The organism is Pseudooceanicola sp. LIPI14-2-Ac024 (assembly GCF_042188925.1).
In the GTDB taxonomy this organism is placed as follows: Bacteria; Pseudomonadota; Alphaproteobacteria; order Rhodobacterales; family Rhodobacteraceae; genus Pseudooceanicola.
Genome location: NZ_CP170102.1, coordinates 3,100,162 through 3,117,873 on the forward strand (window position 1 = coordinate 3,100,162; position 17,712 = coordinate 3,117,873).

General features: G+C 68.3%; 18 protein-coding genes. 5 read left to right on the forward strand and 13 right to left on the reverse strand.

The annotated features are described in order from the left end of the window. Positions 1-29: 29 nt before the first annotated feature. The 11 genes from ACE2AC_RS15235 to uxaC are packed head-to-tail and all read right to left on the reverse strand — an operon-like array spanning position 30 to position 10,279. Positions 30-881, reverse strand: coding sequence for a UxaA family hydrolase (locus ACE2AC_RS15235; protein WP_375688284.1), 852 nt, complete (start codon positions 879-881; stop codon positions 30-32). Further along, the gene (locus ACE2AC_RS15240) at positions 869-1,543 is read right to left on the reverse strand and encodes a UxaA family hydrolase (protein ID WP_375688285.1); all 675 of its coding nucleotides are present in this window, start codon (positions 1,541-1,543) and stop codon (positions 869-871) included. Before ACE2AC_RS15240 ends, ACE2AC_RS15235 begins: the two co-directional genes overlap by 13 nt. 1 nt (position 1,544) lies before the next feature. Further along, positions 1,545-2,720 carry a mannonate dehydratase gene (uxuA, locus tag ACE2AC_RS15245; protein WP_375688286.1) on the reverse strand — a complete coding sequence of 392 codons (1,176 nt, stop codon included), beginning with the start codon at positions 2,718-2,720 and terminating at the stop codon, positions 1,545-1,547. Beyond that, complete coding sequence (locus ACE2AC_RS15250; RefSeq protein ID WP_375688287.1) at positions 2,717-4,144, reverse strand: mannitol dehydrogenase family protein; 1,428 nt, start codon at positions 4,142-4,144, stop codon at positions 2,717-2,719. The genes uxuA and ACE2AC_RS15250 overlap by 4 nt, the downstream gene beginning before the upstream one ends. Then, positions 4,134-4,859, reverse strand: a complete 726-nt coding sequence (gene kduD, locus ACE2AC_RS15255; RefSeq protein WP_375688288.1) for a 2-dehydro-3-deoxy-D-gluconate 5-dehydrogenase KduD — start codon at positions 4,857-4,859, stop codon at positions 4,134-4,136. The genes ACE2AC_RS15250 and kduD overlap by 11 nt, the downstream gene beginning before the upstream one ends. After that, entirely contained in the window at positions 4,856-5,680 is an 825-nt protein-coding gene (kduI, locus tag ACE2AC_RS15260) for a 5-dehydro-4-deoxy-D-glucuronate isomerase (RefSeq protein ID WP_375688289.1), read from the reverse strand. The genes kduD and kduI overlap by 4 nt, the downstream gene beginning before the upstream one ends. Positions 5,681-5,691: 11 nt before the next feature. Next, entirely contained in the window at positions 5,692-5,997 is a 306-nt protein-coding gene (locus ACE2AC_RS15265) for a cupin domain-containing protein (RefSeq protein WP_375688290.1), read from the reverse strand. A 7-nt stretch (positions 5,998-6,004) separates the two neighbouring features. Further along, positions 6,005-7,285: a TRAP transporter large permease gene (locus ACE2AC_RS15270; RefSeq protein WP_375688291.1), complete on the reverse strand. Its 1,281-nt coding sequence runs from the start codon at positions 7,283-7,285 to the stop codon at positions 6,005-6,007. 1 nt (position 7,286) lies between these two features. Next, positions 7,287-7,802, reverse strand: a complete 516-nt coding sequence (locus ACE2AC_RS15275; RefSeq protein WP_375688292.1) for a TRAP transporter small permease — start codon at positions 7,800-7,802, stop codon at positions 7,287-7,289. A 59-nt stretch (positions 7,803-7,861) separates the two neighbouring features. After that, a complete protein-coding gene (locus tag ACE2AC_RS15280) occupies positions 7,862-8,845 on the reverse strand; it encodes a TRAP transporter substrate-binding protein (RefSeq protein ID WP_375688293.1) in 984 nt (327 codons plus the stop codon). 27 nt (positions 8,846-8,872) lie between these two features. Then, positions 8,873-10,279 (reverse strand): glucuronate isomerase, encoded by a 1,407-nt coding sequence (gene uxaC / locus ACE2AC_RS15285; protein WP_375688294.1) that lies wholly within the window; start codon positions 10,277-10,279, stop codon positions 8,873-8,875. Positions 10,280-10,389: 110 nt separating this feature from the next. Between uxaC and ACE2AC_RS15290 the strand changes: the two genes are divergently transcribed. From ACE2AC_RS15290 to ACE2AC_RS15300, 3 genes are all read left to right on the forward strand, one after another. Beyond that, positions 10,390-11,094, forward strand: coding sequence for a GntR family transcriptional regulator (locus ACE2AC_RS15290; protein ID WP_375688295.1), 705 nt, complete (start codon positions 10,390-10,392; stop codon positions 11,092-11,094). A gap of 3 nt (positions 11,095-11,097) precedes the next feature. Further along, on the forward strand, positions 11,098-12,000 hold the full coding sequence (locus ACE2AC_RS15295) for a sugar kinase (RefSeq protein ID WP_375688296.1): 903 nt from the start codon (positions 11,098-11,100) through the stop codon (positions 11,998-12,000). Between the two features lie 121 nt (positions 12,001-12,121). After that, entirely contained in the window at positions 12,122-13,132 is a 1,011-nt protein-coding gene (locus ACE2AC_RS15300; RefSeq protein ID WP_375688297.1) for an ABC transporter ATP-binding protein, read from the forward strand. A 6-nt stretch (positions 13,133-13,138) separates the two neighbouring features. On the opposite strand, the gene ACE2AC_RS15305 is transcribed toward ACE2AC_RS15300, so the two are convergent. Next, entirely contained in the window at positions 13,139-14,857 is a 1,719-nt protein-coding gene (locus ACE2AC_RS15305; RefSeq protein WP_375688298.1) for an ABC transporter permease, read from the reverse strand. Further along, complete coding sequence (locus ACE2AC_RS15310; RefSeq protein ID WP_375688299.1) at positions 14,850-15,830, reverse strand: ABC transporter substrate-binding protein; 981 nt, start codon at positions 15,828-15,830, stop codon at positions 14,850-14,852. Before ACE2AC_RS15310 ends, ACE2AC_RS15305 begins: the two co-directional genes overlap by 8 nt. A 172-nt stretch (positions 15,831-16,002) precedes the next feature. Between ACE2AC_RS15310 and ACE2AC_RS15315 the strand changes: the two genes are divergently transcribed. Both ACE2AC_RS15315 and ACE2AC_RS15320 read left to right on the forward strand, forming a co-directional pair. After that, positions 16,003-16,527, forward strand: a complete 525-nt coding sequence (locus ACE2AC_RS15315; RefSeq protein ID WP_375688300.1) for a flavodoxin domain-containing protein — start codon at positions 16,003-16,005, stop codon at positions 16,525-16,527. A 316-nt stretch (positions 16,528-16,843) separates the two neighbouring features. Next, positions 16,844-17,704: a MaoC/PaaZ C-terminal domain-containing protein gene (locus ACE2AC_RS15320; RefSeq protein ID WP_375688301.1), complete on the forward strand. Its 861-nt coding sequence runs from the start codon at positions 16,844-16,846 to the stop codon at positions 17,702-17,704. Positions 17,705-17,712: the final 8 nt, after the last annotated feature.

Sequence of the window (17,712 nt, forward strand, 5' to 3'; positions counted from 1 at the left end):
CGCGGCGGCCGGGCACGGGTCGCGCGCGGCTACATCACCGCGCCGATCTGCCAGGGCACGAACTCGTTGTCGCCGAGGCCGAGCGCCTCGGACTTCGTCGCCGCGCCCGATGCCGTGGCAAGGATCGCGTCGACGATCTGGTCCGCCTTGTCCGACAGTGACACGCCCAGCATGACGTCGCCGCAGTTGATGTCCATGTCCTCGGGCATCGCGCGGAAGAGCGCGTCGTTGGTGGCCAGCTTGATCGTCGGCGCGGGTTTCGACCCAAAGGCCGATCCCCGTCCGGTGGTGAAGCAGAGCACCTGCGCCCCGCCCGCGATCTGCCCGGTGGCCGACACCGGGTCGTAGCCCGGCGTGTCCATGAAGGTGAAGCCCGCCTCGGTCACCGGTTCGGCGTAGTCGTAGACGGCGGTCAGCGGCGTGCTGCCGCCCTTGGCCACCGCGCCCAGCGACTTCTCGAGGATCGTGGTCAGCCCGCCCTGCTTGTTGCCCGGGGACGGGTTGTTGTCCATCGAACCGCCATTCATAGCCGTATAGTCTTCCCACCACCTGATCCGGTCGATCAGCTTCTCGGCAATCTCGGGGGAAGCTGCACGGCGCAGGAGAAGCTGTTCGGCGCCGTAGATCTCGGGCGTCTCCGACAGGATCACCGTGCCGCCGAGGCCGACGATCCGGTCCGAGGCGAGGCCAAGCGCCGGGTTGGCCGTGAGGCCCGAGAACCCGTCCGACCCCCCGCATTGCAGCGCCACCTTGAGGGCCGAGGCCGGGCAGTCGCTGCGGGTCGCGCGGTTCACCTCGGGCAGTATCTCGGCCACCTTGTCGCGGATCGCGGCGATGGTGGCACGGGTGCCGCCGGTGCCTTGGATGGTCAGGCCGAACACCCTCTCGCCCCGCCCGCGCGGTTCTGCATCCGGGCGATCTGCATCATCTCGCAGCCGAGGCCGACAAAGATCGTGGCACCGACATTTGGATGCGTCGCGTGGCCCCAGAGCACCCGGTCGAGGATGTCGAAGCCGCGCCCGTTCATGTCCATGCCGCAACCGGTGCCATGGGCAAAGGCGGCGATCCCGTCGACGTTTGGATAGGCGTCAAGCAGGCCCGAGGCCTCGATCTCGGCCGCCGCGCGCCGGATGACGGTGGCCGAGCAGTTCACCGTGGCGCAGAGCGCGATGTAGTTCCGCGTGCCGACCTGGCCGTTGTCGCGGAGGTAACCCTTGAAGGTCCGCGCCTGCATCTGAGGGATCGCGGCCCGCGCGGCGTCGAGGTCGGCGCCGATCCGGTAGTCCCGGCTGTGGTCCGCGAAGTCGCAATTGTGGCTGTGGACGTGATCGCCCGCCGCGATCTCCGTGCTGGCGTGGCCGATCACCTGCCCGAACTTCAGGATCTCCGCGCCCTTCGCGATGGCCTGTCGGGCGATCTTGTGGCCCGCCGCGACACCCTTCGGCAGTGGATGGTTCAGCCCAAGCGGGTCGGCGCCCGCGTCCAGCCGGTCGGGCAGGACAACGACGTTGTCCCTTTGGTTCAGCAGGATCGGTTCGGCCATCTCAGCCCGCCTGTTCCAGCGCGCGGGCCACCCCGCGCAGTTCGGCCAGCCCGCGCAGGCGGCCGATCAGAGGATAGCCCGGGAAGCTCTCCCGCTCCATGTCGTGCAACAGATCGTGACCATGGTCGGGCCGCATCGGGATCTGCGCGAAATCCTCGCCCGCGTCGCGGCGGCGGCGTTCCTCGCCCAGCAGGACCGCGATCAGCGCCACCATGTCGGTGTCACCGTCGAGATGCGCGGCCTCCTCGAAACTGCCGTCCGCCTCTTTCGCCACGTTGCGCAGGTGCGCAAAGCGGATGCGGGCGGCGAAGTGCCGGGCGATCGCGGGCACGTCGTTCGCGGGGTTGGCGCCCAGCGAGCCGGAGCAGAGGGTCAGCCCGTTCGCCGGGCTGTCGACGGCCTGCATGATCCAGCCGATACCGTCTTCGTCCGAGACGATGCGTGGAAGGCCGAGGATATCCCGCGGCGGATCGTCGGGATGAACGCAAAGTGCCATGCCGAGGTCTTCGGCGGCCGGGATTACCTCTTCGAGGAAGCGACGGTAATTGGCGCGAAGGGTGTCGCGGTCGATCCCCTCGTAGCCCTTCAGCGCCTTCCGCAGCCCAGCGATGTCATAGCGGTCGAAGGCGCCGGGCAGGCCCGACATGATGGCGTGCAGGAGCGCGTCGCGGTCACCTTCGGTGGACGCCTGAAACCATGCCGCGGCCCGGCGCAGGACCTCTTCGGGGTAATCGCCTTCGGCATCGGTACGGCCCAGCATGTGGATCTCGAAAGTGGCCATCCGGGCTGTGTCGAACCGCAGGCAGGTGCCGCCGCGGGCGACCGGGGCCTTGAGGTCGGTCCGGGTCCAGTCGAGCAGCGGCATGAAATTGTAGCAGATCGTCCGGATGCCCTCGGCGGCGAGGTTTGCCATCGACTGCCGGTAGTTGGCGAAGAGCGTGGAAAGGTCGCCCTCTCCCCGCTTGATCGCCTCGTGGACGGGGAGGCTCTCCACCACGTCCCAGCGAAAGCCCGCGCCGGTGATCTCGGCCTTGCGGGCGGCGACGGCCTCCCGCGTCCAGACTTCACCGTATGGAACCTCGTGCAGCGCGTGCACGATGCCCGCCGCGCCGGTCTGGGCGATCTCGGCGAGGGAGATGGTGTCGAAAGGCCCGTACCAGCGCCAGCTTTCGATCATTGCGCGATCTCCTGCGCGGCAGCGCGCGCGCCCTTGGCGACCAGCGTCTCGTAGGCGGCAGTGACCGGGGCCGCGATCTTCGCTGCGACGTCTTCCGAGAACACCGCTTGCAGCGACAGCAGCGCCGCGACCTTCCCGGCCGGGGTCTCGCCTCTGTCGGAGAGCCGCCGCAGCTCCGCCGCGAAGGGGTCGCGAACGTCGATCGGCTGGCCGGTCTCGTCGGTTCCGCCGACGTAGCACATCCACCCCGCGACGGCGAGGCAGAGGCCCGGGCAGGGCGTCTGCGCCTCCGACAGTGTCCCGAGGATGCGCTGCGGTAGCTTCTGGCTGCCGTCCATCGCGATCTGCCACGTCCGGTGCCGTATGGCCGGGTTGCGGTACCGCTCCAGCAGTGCGGCGGCGTAGTTGTGCAGGTCGGTGCCGGGGGGCGGGGTCAGGACGGGGATGATCTCCCGCGTCCAGAGATGCCGCACGAACCCGGCAAAGACCGGGTCGGCGGCGCAGTCGGCGATGGTCTCGTGCCCGGCAAGGTAGCCGAGGTAGGCCAGCGGCGAATGGGTGCCATTCAGCATCCGCAGCTTCATCAGTTCGAAGGGGGCGACGTCTGCGACCAGTTCCACCCCGACCGCGCCGAGGTCGGGCCGTTGCCCGTCAACGAAATCGTCCTCCACCACCCATTGCCGGAACGGTTCGTGGATCACGGGAAAGGCGTCGTGGTGGCCGGTGGCGGCGGCGACGCGAGCGAGGTCCTCGGGCTTGGTGGCGGGCACGATCCGGTCGACCATGGTCGAGGGGAAGCGCCCCTCGGCCTCTATCCATACGGCGAGGTCCGGATCCAGCGCGCGGGCGAGGTCCAGCACGGCGCGACGCACCACGCTGCCGTTGTCCGGCAGGTTGTCGCAGGTCAGGACGGTGAAGGGCCGCAGCCCCGCCGCCTTGCGCGCGGCCAGCGCGCGGACGAGGAAACCGGGGGCACTTTTCGGCAGCGGATTGGCGAGGTCGTGGGCGATGTCGGGGTGCGAGAGGTTCAGGTCGCCGGTCGCCGGGTTGTGGCAATAGCCCTTCTCGGTCACCGTCAGCGTCACGATCTTCACACCGGGCGCGGCCAAGGCAGCGACCAGCGCCGCCGGGTCCTCGGGCGCGACGATCATGTCCTCGATCACCTCGATCACGCGGGCTGTGTCGCCCTCGGGACCGGCCTCCAAGGCAGTGTAGGCGTAGCCCTGCGGCTTCAGCGCGTCGCGGGTGCCTGGGCTCTGCAGGCTGGCGGCGAGGATGCCCCAATCACCGCCCGAAGCCTGCATCGCCTCGGCGATGTAGACAGCCCCGTGCGCGCGGAAGAAGGCGCCGAGGCCGAGGTGCACGATGCCGACACCGGGGCGCGGGGCGCCCGAGCGGGTCAGCCGGGGGAGGTCAGCGGGCAAGCCAGCCTCCGTCCACGTTCAGCACCGCGCCATGCACATAGTCGGCGGCGGAAGAAGCCAGGAACACCGCCGCCCCGCCGATGTCCGACGGCTTGCCCCAGCGGCCCGCCGGAATGCGTTCGAGGATCTGGCGCGAGCGGTCGGCATCCTCGCGAAGGGCCGTCGTGTTGTTGGTCGCGATGTAACCGGGCGCGATGGCGTTCACGTTGATGTCCTTCGCCGCCCATTCGTTGGCGAGGATCTTTGTCAGCCCCGCGACCCCGTGTTTGGCGGCGGTGTAGGAAGGCACCCGTATCCCGCCCTGGAAGGACAGGAGCGAGGCGATGTTCACGATCTTGGCCGGGGCCTTCCGGGCGAGCGCGGCGCGGGCGAAGGCCTGCGAGGTGAAGAACACCGCCTTGAGGTTCACGTCCATCACGGCGTCCCAGTCTGCCTCGGAGAAATCCACGCTGTCGGCCCGCTTGATGGTGCCCGCGTTGTTCACGAGGATGTCGATGGGCCGGTCCGAAAACACGTCGCGCGCCGCCATCGGGTCGGAGAAGTCGAGCGTCAGCGCCTCGGACCCCGGGATCAGCGCCAGCGTTTCCGACATGTCGGACCGGCCGCCGCAGATCACCTCGGCCCCTGCCTCGGCCAGCGACACGGCGATGGCCTGTCCGATGCCGGTGTTGGCGCCGGTGACCAGCGCGCGGCGTCCGTTCAGGGAGAAGCTCACCGCAGATCCCCCATGGCGACCATGTCCATGTCGGTGAAGTCGACGTTGTCGCCCGCCATCGCCCAGCAGAAGGTGTAGCTGCCGGTGCCCGCGCCGGAGTGGATCGACCAGGGCGGAGAGATCACGGCCTCTTCGTTCGCCATGACGAGGTGCCGCGTCTCGGACGGCTCGCCCATGAAGTGGAAGACGCGCTGGTCGGGCGTCATGTCGAAGTAGAGATACGCCTCCATCCGCCGGTCGTGCAGGTGCGCGGGCATGGTGTTCCAGACCGAGCCCTCGGCGAACTGGGTGTAACCGATCAGCAGCTGGCAGCTTTCGCAGACGTCAGGGTGCAGGAGCTGGTTGATCACCCGCTCGTTCGACTGCTCCTTCGTTCCCATCTCGACCCGCTTGGCGTCGGCCTTTTTGATCAGCTTCGTCGGGCAGGTCCGGTGCGCCGGGGCCGAGAGGATGTAGAACCGCCCCGCGCCCGAGAAGGTGACCGCGCCCGCGCCCATGCCGACGTAGAGCACCTCTCCGTTCTCGACCGTATGGGTCTCTCCATCCACCTCGATCTGGCCGGTGTCGCCGATGTTCAGCACGCCGAGCTCCCGCCGGTCGAGGAAGCTCTTGGTCCCGGTCTCGGGCACCTCGTCCAGCACCAGCTTGCCCGCGCCAGGAACGGCGGAGCCGAGGATCAGCCGGTCATAATGCGAATAGACCAGCTTGATCTCGCCCGTCGCGAACAGGCCGCCGACATGGAAATGGTCGCGTAGGCCCGCGGTGTCCATCGTCTTCACGTGGGCGGGATCGGTGGCGTGGCGGGTTTCGGCGTGAAGCATGGGGCGTCCTTTCAGAGGAAGTCGTCACGCCGCGGCGTGAAGGTATCGATCAGCGTGCCTGCTTCGCGGCAGAGGCAGCCGTGTTCGACGTTGGAGGGGATGACGAGGCTATCGCCCGGCCCGATCTCGTGCGTCACGCCGCCCATGTGAAAGGCGAAGCGGCCCGAGAGGACGTAGGTCGACTGCACGTGCACGTGGTGGTGCGGCTTGCCCTCGGCGCCGTCCTCGAAGCTGAACGAGACGACCATCAGGTCGGCGTTTTCGGCCAGCACCTGGCGGGTGACGCCGGGATCGGGTGTGACGGCGGGATAGGGCATGGGCACCTCAGTGGAAGAGCGACGGCAGATAAAGCGACAGCGCCGGGATGTAGGTGACGAGAAGTAGGGTGAAGACAGCCGCGCCGTAGAACGGCCAGATCGTCTTCATCACGTCCCAGATCGGGATCCGTCCGACCGCGCAGCCGACGAACAGGACCGCGCCGACCGGCGGGGTGCAGAGGCCGATGCCGAGGTTGAGGATCAGGATCACCCCGAAATGCACCGGGTCGACGCCGAAGGCGACAGCCACCGGCAGGAAGATCGGCGTGGTGATGACGATCAGCGGCGACATGTCCATGAAGGTGCCGAGGATCAGCAGGACCACGTTCAGCAGCAGCAGGATGACAATCGGGTTGTCCGACACCTGCTGCAGCAGCGCGACCATCGAGGCAGGCACGCGGGTGTAGGCCAGCAGCCAGCCGAAGGAGGCCGCGCAGCCGATCACCATCAGCACCATGGCGGTGGTCCGGACGGCAGCGAATGTAGCTTCCTTGAAGTCCTCCCAGCTGAGGGTCCGGTAGACGAAGATCGTCACGATCAGCGCGTAGACCACCGCGATGTTCGAGGATTCCGAGGCGGTGAAGATGCCCGACCGGACGCCGCCAAAGATGATCAGCACGAGGATCAGGCCCGGCACGGCGGACATGAACGCGCGGCCGAGGTAACGCAGACCCAGGAACGGCTCGGTCGGGTAGCCCCGTTTCGAGGCAACCCAGTAGGCCGCGATCATCAGCGACAGGGCCAGCACGAAACCGGGCACGATGCCGGCGGTGAAAAGGTCGGCGATGGAAATGCGCCCGCCCGCCGAGATCGAGTAGATGATCATGTTGTGGCTGGGCGGCAGCATCAGCGCGATGATCGAACCGACCACCGTAATGTTGACGGCATAGTCGACGCCGTAGCCGCGTTCCTTCATCTGCGGGACCATCAGCCCACCGACCGCGCTGGCGTCGGCCGCGGCCGATCCCGAGACGCCGCCGAACATGACCGAGGCCATCACGTTGACCTGCCCGAGGCCACCGCGCAGGTGGCCTATCATCGCCCCCGCGAGGCCGACGAGCCGCCGGGCGATGTCACCTCGCACCATCAGGTCGCCAGCATAGACGAAGAACGGGATAGCCATCAGCGCAAAGACCGAGACGCCGGAGTTCAGGCGCTGGAACACGACGACCGGCGGCAGGCCCAGGTAGGCCACGGTCGCAAAGCTCGAAATGCCGAGGCAGAAGGCGACGGGCGTGCCGATCAGCAGCAGAAAGACGAAGGAGCCGAAGAGAATCCAGAGTTCCATGTTAGGCCTCGGCCTCCATCTCGACGTCGCCGAAGCGCGAGGTCGGCAGGCCGGCGGCCCGGCGCGCGATGCGTTCGGCCGAGAAGATGACCACCAGCGCCCCGCCCGCGACCAGCGGCAGGAAATCGAAGACGCCCGAGATGCCGAGCGACGGCAGCTTGTTGCCCGCCGTGCGCATCGCCAGTTGCCAACCGTAATAGATCATCCCGGCCCCGAAGCAGCCGACCGCCAGGTCCGAGACTGAATAGAAGAACAGCTTGGTCCGGTCCGACACCATGTAGAGCAGCACGTCGAACGAGAGGTGATAGCCCTCACGGATGCCGACCGCCGCGCCGAGAAAGATGAACCAGCCCATGATCATCACCGAGGCCGGTTCGCTCCAGACAAGGCTGGAGTTCAGCAGGTAGCGGAAGAACACCTGTGCCGCGATGATCGCGGTCATCAGGACCAGCCCGGTTCCGGCGATCCACAGCGCGGCACGGGCAAGGAAACTGGTCGCCGTGGCAACTTTCAGCATGTCGGGGGCCCTCGGGACAGGGGGAGGCCCGCGCCGGGGCGCAGGCCTCCGGTGTCAGATCACTCGGTCGCCTGGATGCGGGCGACCATGTCCTTCAGCTCGTCCGAGGTCACGTACTTCTCGTAGACCGGGCCCATGGCGTCGATGAACGGCTGCTTGTCGATATCGGTGATGACCTCGTTGCCGGCCGCGCGGATGCGGTCCTCCGACGCCTTCTCCTGTGCGGCCCAGAGTTCGCGCTGGACCTCGACCGACTTCTTGGCCGCCTCGCGGACCGCCGCCTGTTCCTCTTCCGACAGCTTGTCCCAGGACATCTTGGACATCACCAGCACCTCGGGCACCATCAGGTGCTGGTCGAGGGTGTAGTACTTGGCGACCTCGTAATGGCCCGAGGTGTCGTAGGACGGCCAGTTGTTCTCGGCCCCGTCGATGACGCCGGTCTGGATCGAGGAATAGACCTCGCCGTAGGGCATCGGGGTGGCGTTGGCGCCGAGCGCCGAGACCATGTCGACGAACATGTCGGACTGCATCACCCGGAACTTCAGGCCGGCCAAGTCCTCGATCGAGGTGATCGGCTTCTGGCTGTTGTAGAACGACCGCGAACCGCCGTCGTAGAAGGCCAGGCCGATCAGGTCGTGTTCGGCAAAGGCGTCGAGGATCTCCTGCCCGACTTCACCGTCCATCACGTCGTGCATATGGTCGACCGACCGGAAGATGTAGGGCAGCGAGGGCACCTGCGTTTCCGGGATGATGTTGTTGAACGGCCCGAGCGAGACGCGGTTGAGGTCGATCACGCCGAACTGGGTCTGCTCGATCGTGTCCTTCTCCTCGCCCAGCTGGGCCGAAGCGAAAATCTCGATGCAGATCTTGCCGTCCGTGGATTCTTTCAGGGCCTCTCCCATGGCCTTGACCCCCTCGACGGTCGGATAGCCGTCCGGGTGCGTGTCGGACGATTTCAGCGTCACCTCGCATTCCGCCCAGGCCGCCCCGGTCAGGGCCGCGCTGGCAAGGAGCGCTCCGACGAAAGTCTTCGTGAATTTCATGTGTCTTCCTCCCAGAATTGGCCCCTCTCAGAGCCGGTAGGCCTGTTTGACAAGCCGGTATGTCAGGTCTTGAGCGACCTCGTAGGCCTCGTCCTCGTTGAGCCGCCCCGTGGCGACCAACGTGGCGAGGTAGGCACTGTCCACCCGCCGCGCGACGTCGTGCCGGGCGGGGATGGAGCAGAATGCGCGGGTGTCGTCGTTGAAGCCGACGGTGTTGTAGAAACCTGCGGTCTCGGTCACGTTCTCGCGGAACCGGCGCATGCCCTCGGCGCTGTCGAAGAACCACCAGGGCGGGCCGAGTTTCAGCGCGGGATAGACCCCCGCCAGCGGCGCCAGCTCGCGCGACTGCGTGGTCTCGTCCAGCATGAAGACGATGACGCTGAGGCGCGGGTCGCAGCCGAAGGCGTCGAGCAGCGGTTTCAGACCGCCGACGAAGTCGATACGGCCCGGTATGTCGAACCCCTTGTCGCGACCGAATTGCGCCAGCATCGAGGGGCTGTGGTTGCGCCGAGCGCCGCCGTGGATCTGCAGGACGAGCCCGTCGTCGAGGCTCATCCGCGCCATCTCGGTCAGCATCTGGCCGCGGAAGGCGTCGGCATCCTCGGCATCCGCGCCGCCGGTCTTCACCCGGTCGAAGAGCGCCTCGGCCTCGGCAGTCGTGAGGTTCTCGGTCCGGGCGGTGGCGTGGCCGTGATCCGACGCGGTGGCGCCGTGGTCGATGAAATAGGACCGGCGCAGGCGGTGCGCCTCGAGGTAGCCGGCCCAGGTCATCGTGTCCTGGCCGGTGATCTCGCCCAAGGTGGCGAGGTTGTCGGTGAAGCCGGGGAACTCCGGATCGACGACCGAGTCGGGCCGGTAGGTCGTCACCACGCGGCCCTTCCAGCCCGACGCGCCGATCATCTTGTGCCAGCGCAGGTCATCGAGCGCGCTTTCGGTCGTGGCGATGACCTCGATCCCGAAGCGTTCATAGAGGGCGCGGGGCCGGAACTCGGGCCGGGGCAGGCAGTCGGCGATGTGGTCGTAGAAGTGGTCGGCGGTGGCGGGCCCGAACTCGGCCTCGATCCCGAAGACCTCGGCAAATGCGTGATCCAGCCACATCCGCGAAGGGGTGCCGCGCAGGAGGTAGTAGTTCTCGGCAAACAGCCGCCAGATCTTCCGCCCGTCACATTCGGTCACGCCACCATCCGCGCGCGGCACGCCGAGCGCCTCGAGCGGGACGCCCTGGGAGAACAGCATCCGGAACACGTAGTGATCCGGCGTGACGAAGAGCTGGGCCGGGTCGGGAAAGGCCGCATCCTCGGCGAACCAGCGCGGATCGGTGTGACCATGTGGGCTGACGATGGGCAGATCCCTGACCGAATCGTAGAGCGCGCGCGCCAAGTCGCGGGCGCCGTGGTTGATGGGAAACAGCCTGTCAGGATTAAGTTTCGGCACCGCGTCCCTTACCTTCGAGTTCCGTTATGGTGGATGGTCAATCCACGTCTGGTAATCTGGGATACTAATATGCTAGTCTGTTTGAGCCGTCAATCCTCGGGAGCCTCCGCATGATCGAACCCGTCGCCAGCCTTGCCCCGCTCGACGCCTCGGCGCGGGTCTCCGTGACCGACCAGGTGTTCGAGGCGCTGCACGCGCAGGTGCTCTCGCTGGCCCTGCCGCCGGGCGCAAAGCTTAGCGAGGCCGAGGTGGCGAAAAAGCTGGGCGTGTCCCGCCAGCCGGTGCGTGACGCGTTCTTCCGGCTGTCCAAGCTCGGCTTCCTGGTGATCCAGCCGCAGCGGGCGACGACGGTCAGCAAGATCCATGTCCAGGACGTGCGCCGCGCGCGCTTCATCCGCACCGCGATCGAGGTCGAGGTGATGCGCCTCGCCGCCGCGCGGTTCACCGCGCAGGACTTTGCCGCGCTCGATGCCAACATGGAGGCGCAGGCCGCGGCGGTGAAGGCGGGCGACCGCAGCACCTTCCACCGGCTCGACGACGCCTTTCACCAGATGCTCTGTGCCCGCACTGGGGTCGAATTCGTCTGGGACGCGATCCGCGAGAACAAGGCGCACACCGACCGGGTGCGCTTCCTGTCGCTGGCCGAGGGGTCGCAGCGGGCGTTCGACGATCATGTCCGCATCCTTGCCATGCTGCGCGCCGGGGATGCGGCCGGCTCGGTCGCGGCGATGCGCGATCACCTCGGCGCGATCGAGGCGATCATCCAGCAGCTCCGCTCCGAGAACCACAGCTGGTTCTCCGACGACGAAGACTAGGTCATGCGGCTGGTCTTTGTCGGTGAGTGCATGGTCGAACTGGCGCCCGACGGCGACAGGCTGCGGCGCGGCTTCGCGGGCGACACCTTCAACATGGCATGGTACGCGCGGCGGCTCTGCCCCGGCGACTGGGCCGTCGACTACGTGACCGCCATCGGCACCGACGCGATCTCGGACGAGATGGCGGCGTTCATCGCCGCCTCGGGGATCGGCACGGCGCATGTGCAGCGCCGGGAGGACCGGACCGTCGGGCTCTACCTCATCAGCCTTTCGGATGGCGAACGCAGCTTTTCCTACTGGCGGGGCCAAAGCGCGGCGCGCCTGCTGGCCGCGGATCGCACGGCGCTGGACCGGGCATTTGCAGGCGCGGACATCGTCTGCCTGTCGGGCATCACCGTCGCCGTCCTGGAAGACCCGGGCCGTGACACGCTGGCCGCGGCGCTTGCCGATTACCGGGCCGGGGGCGGGTCCGTCGTCTTCGATCCCAACATACGGCCCCGTCTCTGGCACGACGCCGCCACGATGCGCGCCGTCCTGACGCGGTTCGCGGGCCTTTCCGACGTGGTGCTGGCGTCGTTCGAGGACGAGGCCAGCCATTTCGGCGATGCCGATCCCGCCGCGACGGTCGCCCGCTACCGGGCAACGGGCGCGCCCTGCGTGGTGGTCAAGGACGGCGCCAACCCGATCCACGCAACCGAAGTGGGGCGCGACACGACCGTCTCCCCCGACCCCGTCAGGACCGTTGTCGATTCGACCGCCGCCGGGGACAGCTTCAACGCCGCCTACCTTGTCGGCCTATTGTCGGGCGCCGACATGTCCGCGCGGCTCACCGCGGGCGCCGCACTATCGCGGCGGGTGATCCAGCAGCGTGGCGCGCTGTCGGATGCGGCGGTCGACGGCATGTGAGATGCGCGATCCGTGCCGCGGCCACCCCCGCGCCGTGTGAAGTTTCCATGACGCCCGCGGGCATCCGTTGCGAACGCCCGTCAATCGCCGTACCCGACGCTGGTACAGGGTGAGGCAGGGCATGTCGGTCAATCTCAAGGGTGTGACGAAGCGGTTCGGCGGCACAGTGGTCGTCAGCGGGATCACCACGCGGATCGAAGAGGGCGAGTTCTTTGTCATTCTCGGCCCGTCGGGCTGCGGCAAGTCCACGCTCCTGCGCCTGATCGCGGGGCTCGATCACCCGGACGACGGGCAGATCGACGTCGGCGGCACCGAGCTGTCGTCGCCCTCCCGCCACGTCGCGCCCGAGAAGCGCGGGATCGGCGTGGTGTTCCAGTCCTACGCGCTCTGGCCGCACATGAGCGTCCGCGACAACGCCGCCTTCCCGGCCGAGGCCGCCGGCGCCACGCGGGCCGAGGCGCGCCGGATCGCCGAAGAGAGCCTCGCGCTGGTCGACCTGCTGCCCTATGCCGACCGTGCCCCGGCCGCGCTGTCGGGCGGGCAACGGCAGCGGGTGGCGCTGGCGCGGTGCCTTGCGGGTGGCGCGCGGACGGTGCTGATGGATGAGCCGCTGGCGAACCTCGACCCGCACCTGCGCGACCGCATGGAGACCGAGATCCAGCGGTTTCACCGGCAGAGCGGCGCAACGACGATCTACATCACCCATGACCAGCGCGAGGCGATGTCGCTCGCGGACCGGATCGCGGTGATGTGGGACGGCGCGTTCCTGCAGGTCGCCACCCCTCAAGAGATCCACGACCGCCCCGCGGACGAAAAGGTCGCGCGGTTCATCGGCCGCTCGGCGGTCCTGCCGGGCGAGGTCGCGGGCGGCATGGCGCGGATCGGTCCGCTCTGCGTGCCCGTGGCCGCGACTGACGGACCGGCCCGCATCGTGATCCGCCCCGGCGACATCCGGATCGGCGACGGCGTGCCCGCCCGGCTGGAGAACGCCTGCTACCGCGGCGGCGTCTGGGAGGCCGCGGCACGGATCGCGGGCCTGGCCGAGGCGCTGCCGATCTCGGCCGCGACGCCGCTCAGCGACGGGCAGGACATCGCGCTGACCGTGTCCGGCGGATGGGCCCTGCCGGGCTGAGCCCGCTCAGCCGCGCCAGGGCACCACGCCCGGGGGCAGCCACCGTCCCAGCCGGTCGAGTGCCGCCATCAACAACACCGTCGCGACCACCGTCACGCAGGACATCGCCGCCGCGAGCGTGGTGTATCCGCCATCCTCGTAGTTGAAAATCGTGGTGCCGATCGTTTCGTTTCCCGTCGACCAGAGCAGGGCCGACACCGTGACCTCGTTGTAGGCGGTCAGGAAGACGAGGATCGCGCCCGAGGCAGCGGCGGGCGCCACCAGCGGCGCAAAGACCCTTCGCATCCGCCGGCCATACCCCGCGCCCGAAACCCGCGCCGCGTCGTCAAGCGCCGGGTCGAGCTGGCCATAGGCCGCGACCACGGGTTTCAAACCGATCGACAGGAACGCGGTGAGGTAGGCGAGGAAGATGATCCAGAGCGTGTTGTAGAGCGACACGCCGAGGATCGGCAGGGGCCGGATGAAGGTCAGGATGAACGCGATGGAGATCACAAGGCCGGGGATCGCATAGCTCACGTCCGCGATGGCCGAAAGGGCGCCGCCAATCCGGCGCGGCAGGCCCGCGGCCCGCCGGGTGGCGAAGTACGCGATCAGGATGGCCAGCGCCGCGATGACCAGCGCCGCGCCCCCGGCGGCCAGCGTCGAATTGGCAAAGGCCCTGAGGGTCGAGGCCTGGCGGAACAGAACCTCGGCGAAGTTTTCAAGGGTGATCGTTCCGGCATTGAGCGGCAGGCCGTAGGTCGCGACCAGCGCGGTTGCGGCCAGCGCGGTCAGGGGCAGAAACAGGGTGGCGGCGACATAGAGCGCCAGCCCCGCCTCGGCCCAGGGCCGCGCCCGGCCGAGCGTGATGCGCAGCGGCGGCTGCGGCGGGCCGACGACGGTGGCACGCATCCGGCGCTGCAATCCGATCTGGATGGCGATCCCGACAAGGCTGATGACGGCAAGCAGGATCGAGATCACCGCGACATCGGTCAGCGCCCCGGGCCCGAAGCTCGACAGCCGCCGCCAGATCAGCACCGGCAGGGTGGTGTAGCGCGCGGGTATGCCGAGGATGGCGAGGATGCCGAAATTCCCGAGCGCCGAGACGAAGGCCAGCATGAAACCCGCCGCCAGCGTGGGTGCCAGCAGGGGCAGGATGACACGGCGCAGCAGCCGCCACGGCCGGGCGCCGAAAATGCGCGCCGCCTCGGTCATCTCGCGCGGGAGGGTGCGCAGGGCGGCCAGCACGACCAGCAGGACAAGCGGCGCGTGCTGCACGGTCAGCAGCAGCATCACCCCCATCGGGGAGTAGAGCGGGTGCGGCGTGCCCGGCGGCGGGGCAAGGCCCAGCGTGTTCAGCACCACGCTGCTGGGGCCGAGCGCCTGCACCCAGGCGATCGCCGTGACCTGCGGCGGGATCATCATCGGCAGCAGCAGGGCAAAGACCGCGGCGCCCTTGGCCCGCACGTCGGTCAGCCCGATCACCAGTGCAAGCGTGGTGCCGACCACCAGCGCCGCGAGGCCCGAGAGGATCGAGCTTTCCAGGCTGTTCCAGGTCGCCCGCTGCACCGATCCGCTGGTCAGCGCCTCGGCCAGCGGGGCCAGCGACGGCACGCCGCCCTCGGTCAGCCCGACCTTGGCCAGCAGCCCCAGCGGCACGACAAAGAGCGCCAGCCCGAATAGGCAGAGCGCGGCGAGGGTCATCCCCTCGCCGCGCCCGGTTGTCAGGTCGTTTCGGTCAGCCACCGAAGATCTCGATGAACTTCTCCTTGTTGGCGGCATCCTCGGCCAGCGCCTTGGCCGGGTCGAACGGCAGCAGCTTGATCTCGTCCAGCGCGGGGAAACCGGCGGGCGGGGTCACGCCGGGATGGGCCGGCAGGTACCCCATGTCGGCAGCCAGCTGCTGGCCCTTTTCCGAGATCAGGAAATCGATGAACGCCTTGGCCGCGTCCGGGTTCTGAGCGGTCGACAGGATCGCCGCCGGTTCGGTCACCGCCGAAACGCCTTCGTCGGGGAACACGAACTCGACCGGCGCACCGTTCACCTTTTCGCGGATCGGCAGGAAATCGACGACGAAACCATAGAGCTGCTCACCGCCGGCGACGGCCTTGTAGACGCCGCCGTTGCCGCCCTGCGGGTTGGCGCCCTGGTCGGCGAGGCCCTCGTAGAGCGCCCAGCCCATGTCGGGATGCGAGGTGACGGCCACCATGTGGATCGTCGCCGCGCCCGAGGTCAGCGGCGAGGGCATGGCGACATTGCCCTTGGCCTCGGGCTTCAGCAGGTCCTTGTACGAGGTGGGCACCATCGTCGCGGCGGTGTTGTAGATGATGCCGGTGGTGATCAGCTTGGTTGAGAAATAGTGCCCCTCGGGGTCCATCAGGGCCGGGTCGTAGGCCGAGACATCGGCGTCCGGGTAGGCCATCAGGCGATCCTCGGCCTCGAGCCCTTCCATCGTGACCATGTCCGCGATCAGCAGCACGTCGGGCTGCGGCGCGCCGGCCTCGAACTCGGCCATCAGCTTGGCCATGACCTTGGTGGTGCCGTCGCGGAACCATTCGACCTCGACGCCGGGGTGGTCTGCCTTGAAGGCGTCGACGGTCCGCTGGGCATCCTCGTTCGGCTGCGAGGTGTAGAGCACCAGCTTGCCCGACACGTCGGCGGCAAAGGCGGAAGAGGCCAGCCCGGCGGCGACGGCGGCGGTGAGGAGGGTGGATTTCATCTGTCGATCCGTCCTTGGTTGGATGAGTGTGCCGGTCCGGTAGCAGGCGGAGACAACAGTTCCTTGACAGTCGGGCCCCGCCACGTCGGATCCCCCGGCTTGGCTGTGACGCGGCCCATGTCCTATGCTGCCCGTGTCGCAGGCCCGCGACGGGCCGCGACGGAGGGCCGGCATGAGAATCCTGATCATCTATGCCTCGCGCGAGGGCCAGGCCCGCAAGATCGCGCGCCGGGCCGCGGAGCGCATCGCCGACGCCGGCCACGCGGTGGAACTGATGCCCGTCGCCGAGGCCGAGCGCGGTGACGTCGCGCGGTGCGACCGGGTGATCCTCGCCGCCTCGATCCACGTCGGACATTACGACCCTGCCGTCGCGACCTTCGTCGCCGAGGCCGCCGAGGCGCTGCGCCGCGTGCCGACGCTGTTCCTGTCCGTCTCCCTCGCGGCGGCGGGCCACACCGCCGAGGACTGGCGCGGGCTGGACAAGGTGATCGACGACTTCTGCGCCGCCACCCATTGGACGCCCGACCGGGTGGAGCAGCTGGCCGGCGCCTACCGGCCGTCGCGATACGACGTCGTCCGCCGCTTCGTCATGCGCCGGATCATCGCCGCGAAGGACCCCGGCGCGGACCTCGACGCCGACCGCGAATACACCGACTGGCCCGCACTGGACGCGCTGATCGACAGTTGGCTGGGGTGAACAGGCCCGCGGTCAGCGGTTTGGTTGCCAGTCGGTCAGACGAAATGTTCCCTGCAAGGCCGAGCCTGAACATTAAGGTCATCGTTACCCTCCCCAGCCACGTACACGAACCTGCAATGCACCCGCCGCCGGTTGCCTTCCGGCCGGGAGCGCCGGATCAGGGGGCATTCGGCCCGTGCCGGTTGCCTGCGGCCTCGGGGTGCCTAGAGTCGCATGGCGTGCCTGACCGGGACCCCTGGGTCGGACATTTAATTAGCTTGCATATAATAACCATGTTACCTATACGGATCGCTGTTGGGAGAGGAGGAGGCTCACGATGATCGACTACGACGCACTCAAGGCGCGGCCCTTTGCGCCGGTGGAGCAGGCCTATACGCGGAAGGACACGATCCTCTACGCGCTCGGCCTCGGGCTGGGCGGCGATCCGCTGGACCCGGCACACCTGCGCGCGACCTATGAGCGGGCCGAAGGCTTCTGCGCGCTGCCGTCGATGGTCAACGTGCTGGCCGGCCCCGGCTTCTGGGCGATGGAGCCCGACACCGGCCTCACCTGGCAGAAAATCCTTCACGGCGAACAGAGCTTCACCCTGCACGCCCCGCTGCCCGAAGAGGGCACGATCGTCGGCGAGACGAAGATCGTCGAGATCATCGACAAGGGCGAAGGCAAGGGCGCGCTGCTCTATTCCGAGCGTCGCATGACCAACAAGGCGACCGGCCAGCTGATCGCGACGGTGGAGGGAACCAGCTTTGCCCGCGGCGACGGCGGCTTCGGCGGCCCGACCGGGCCGGTCAAGCCGGTCCATACACTCCCCGAGACCGAGCCCGAGGCGATCTTCGATCACAAGACACTGCCCGGCCAGGCGCTGATCTACCGGCTCAGCGGCGACCTGAACCCGCTGCACGCGGACCCCGAAGTCGCCACCGGCGCGGGGTTCAAGGCACCGATCCTGCACGGGCTCTCGACCCTCGGCGTCGCCTCGTGGTCGATCACGGCCGCGCTGGCCGACGGCGACCCGTCTGCGCTGAAACACCTCCAGCTGCGGTTCTCGTCCCCGGTCTATCCCGGAGAGACGATCCGCACCGAGATGTGGCGCGACGGGGACGAGGTGAGCTTCCGCGCGCGGGTGGTCGAACGCGACGTGGTCGTGCTGAACAACGGACTGGCCCGGCTGGGCTGAGGGAGGAC

Excerpts from the sequence above, each read along its gene's own strand:
- ACE2AC_RS15310 (WP_375688299.1), bottom strand. The coding sequence starts at position 15,830 with ATGAAATCCACCCTCCTCACCGCCGCCGTCGCCGCCGGGCTGGCCTCT.
- ACE2AC_RS15270 (WP_375688291.1), bottom strand. The coding sequence starts at position 7,285 with ATGGAACTCTGGATTCTCTTCGGCTCCTTCGTCTTTCTGCTGCTGATC.
- ACE2AC_RS15275 (WP_375688292.1), bottom strand. The coding sequence starts at position 7,802 with ATGCTGAAAGTTGCCACGGCGACCAGTTTCCTTGCCCGTGCCGCGCTG.
- ACE2AC_RS15280 (WP_375688293.1), bottom strand. The coding sequence starts at position 8,845 with ATGAAATTCACGAAGACTTTCGTCGGAGCGCTCCTTGCCAGCGCGGCC.
- ACE2AC_RS15290 (WP_375688295.1), top strand. The coding sequence starts at position 10,390 with ATGATCGAACCCGTCGCCAGCCTTGCCCCGCTCGACGCCTCGGCGCGG.
- ACE2AC_RS15320 (WP_375688301.1), top strand. The coding sequence starts at position 16,844 with ATGATCGACTACGACGCACTCAAGGCGCGGCCCTTTGCGCCGGTGGAG.
- ACE2AC_RS15265 (WP_375688290.1), bottom strand. The coding sequence starts at position 5,997 with ATGCCCTATCCCGCCGTCACACCCGATCCCGGCGTCACCCGCCAGGTG.
- ACE2AC_RS15240 (WP_375688285.1), bottom strand. The coding sequence starts at position 1,543 with ATGGCCGAACCGATCCTGCTGAACCAAAGGGACAACGTCGTTGTCCTG.
- kduI (WP_375688289.1), bottom strand. The coding sequence starts at position 5,680 with ATGCTTCACGCCGAAACCCGCCACGCCACCGATCCCGCCCACGTGAAG.
- ACE2AC_RS15315 (WP_375688300.1), top strand. The coding sequence starts at position 16,003 with ATGAGAATCCTGATCATCTATGCCTCGCGCGAGGGCCAGGCCCGCAAG.
- ACE2AC_RS15300 (WP_375688297.1), top strand. The coding sequence starts at position 12,122 with ATGTCGGTCAATCTCAAGGGTGTGACGAAGCGGTTCGGCGGCACAGTG.
- uxuA (WP_375688286.1), bottom strand. The coding sequence starts at position 2,720 with ATGATCGAAAGCTGGCGCTGGTACGGGCCTTTCGACACCATCTCCCTC.
- ACE2AC_RS15295 (WP_375688296.1), top strand. The coding sequence starts at position 11,098 with ATGCGGCTGGTCTTTGTCGGTGAGTGCATGGTCGAACTGGCGCCCGAC.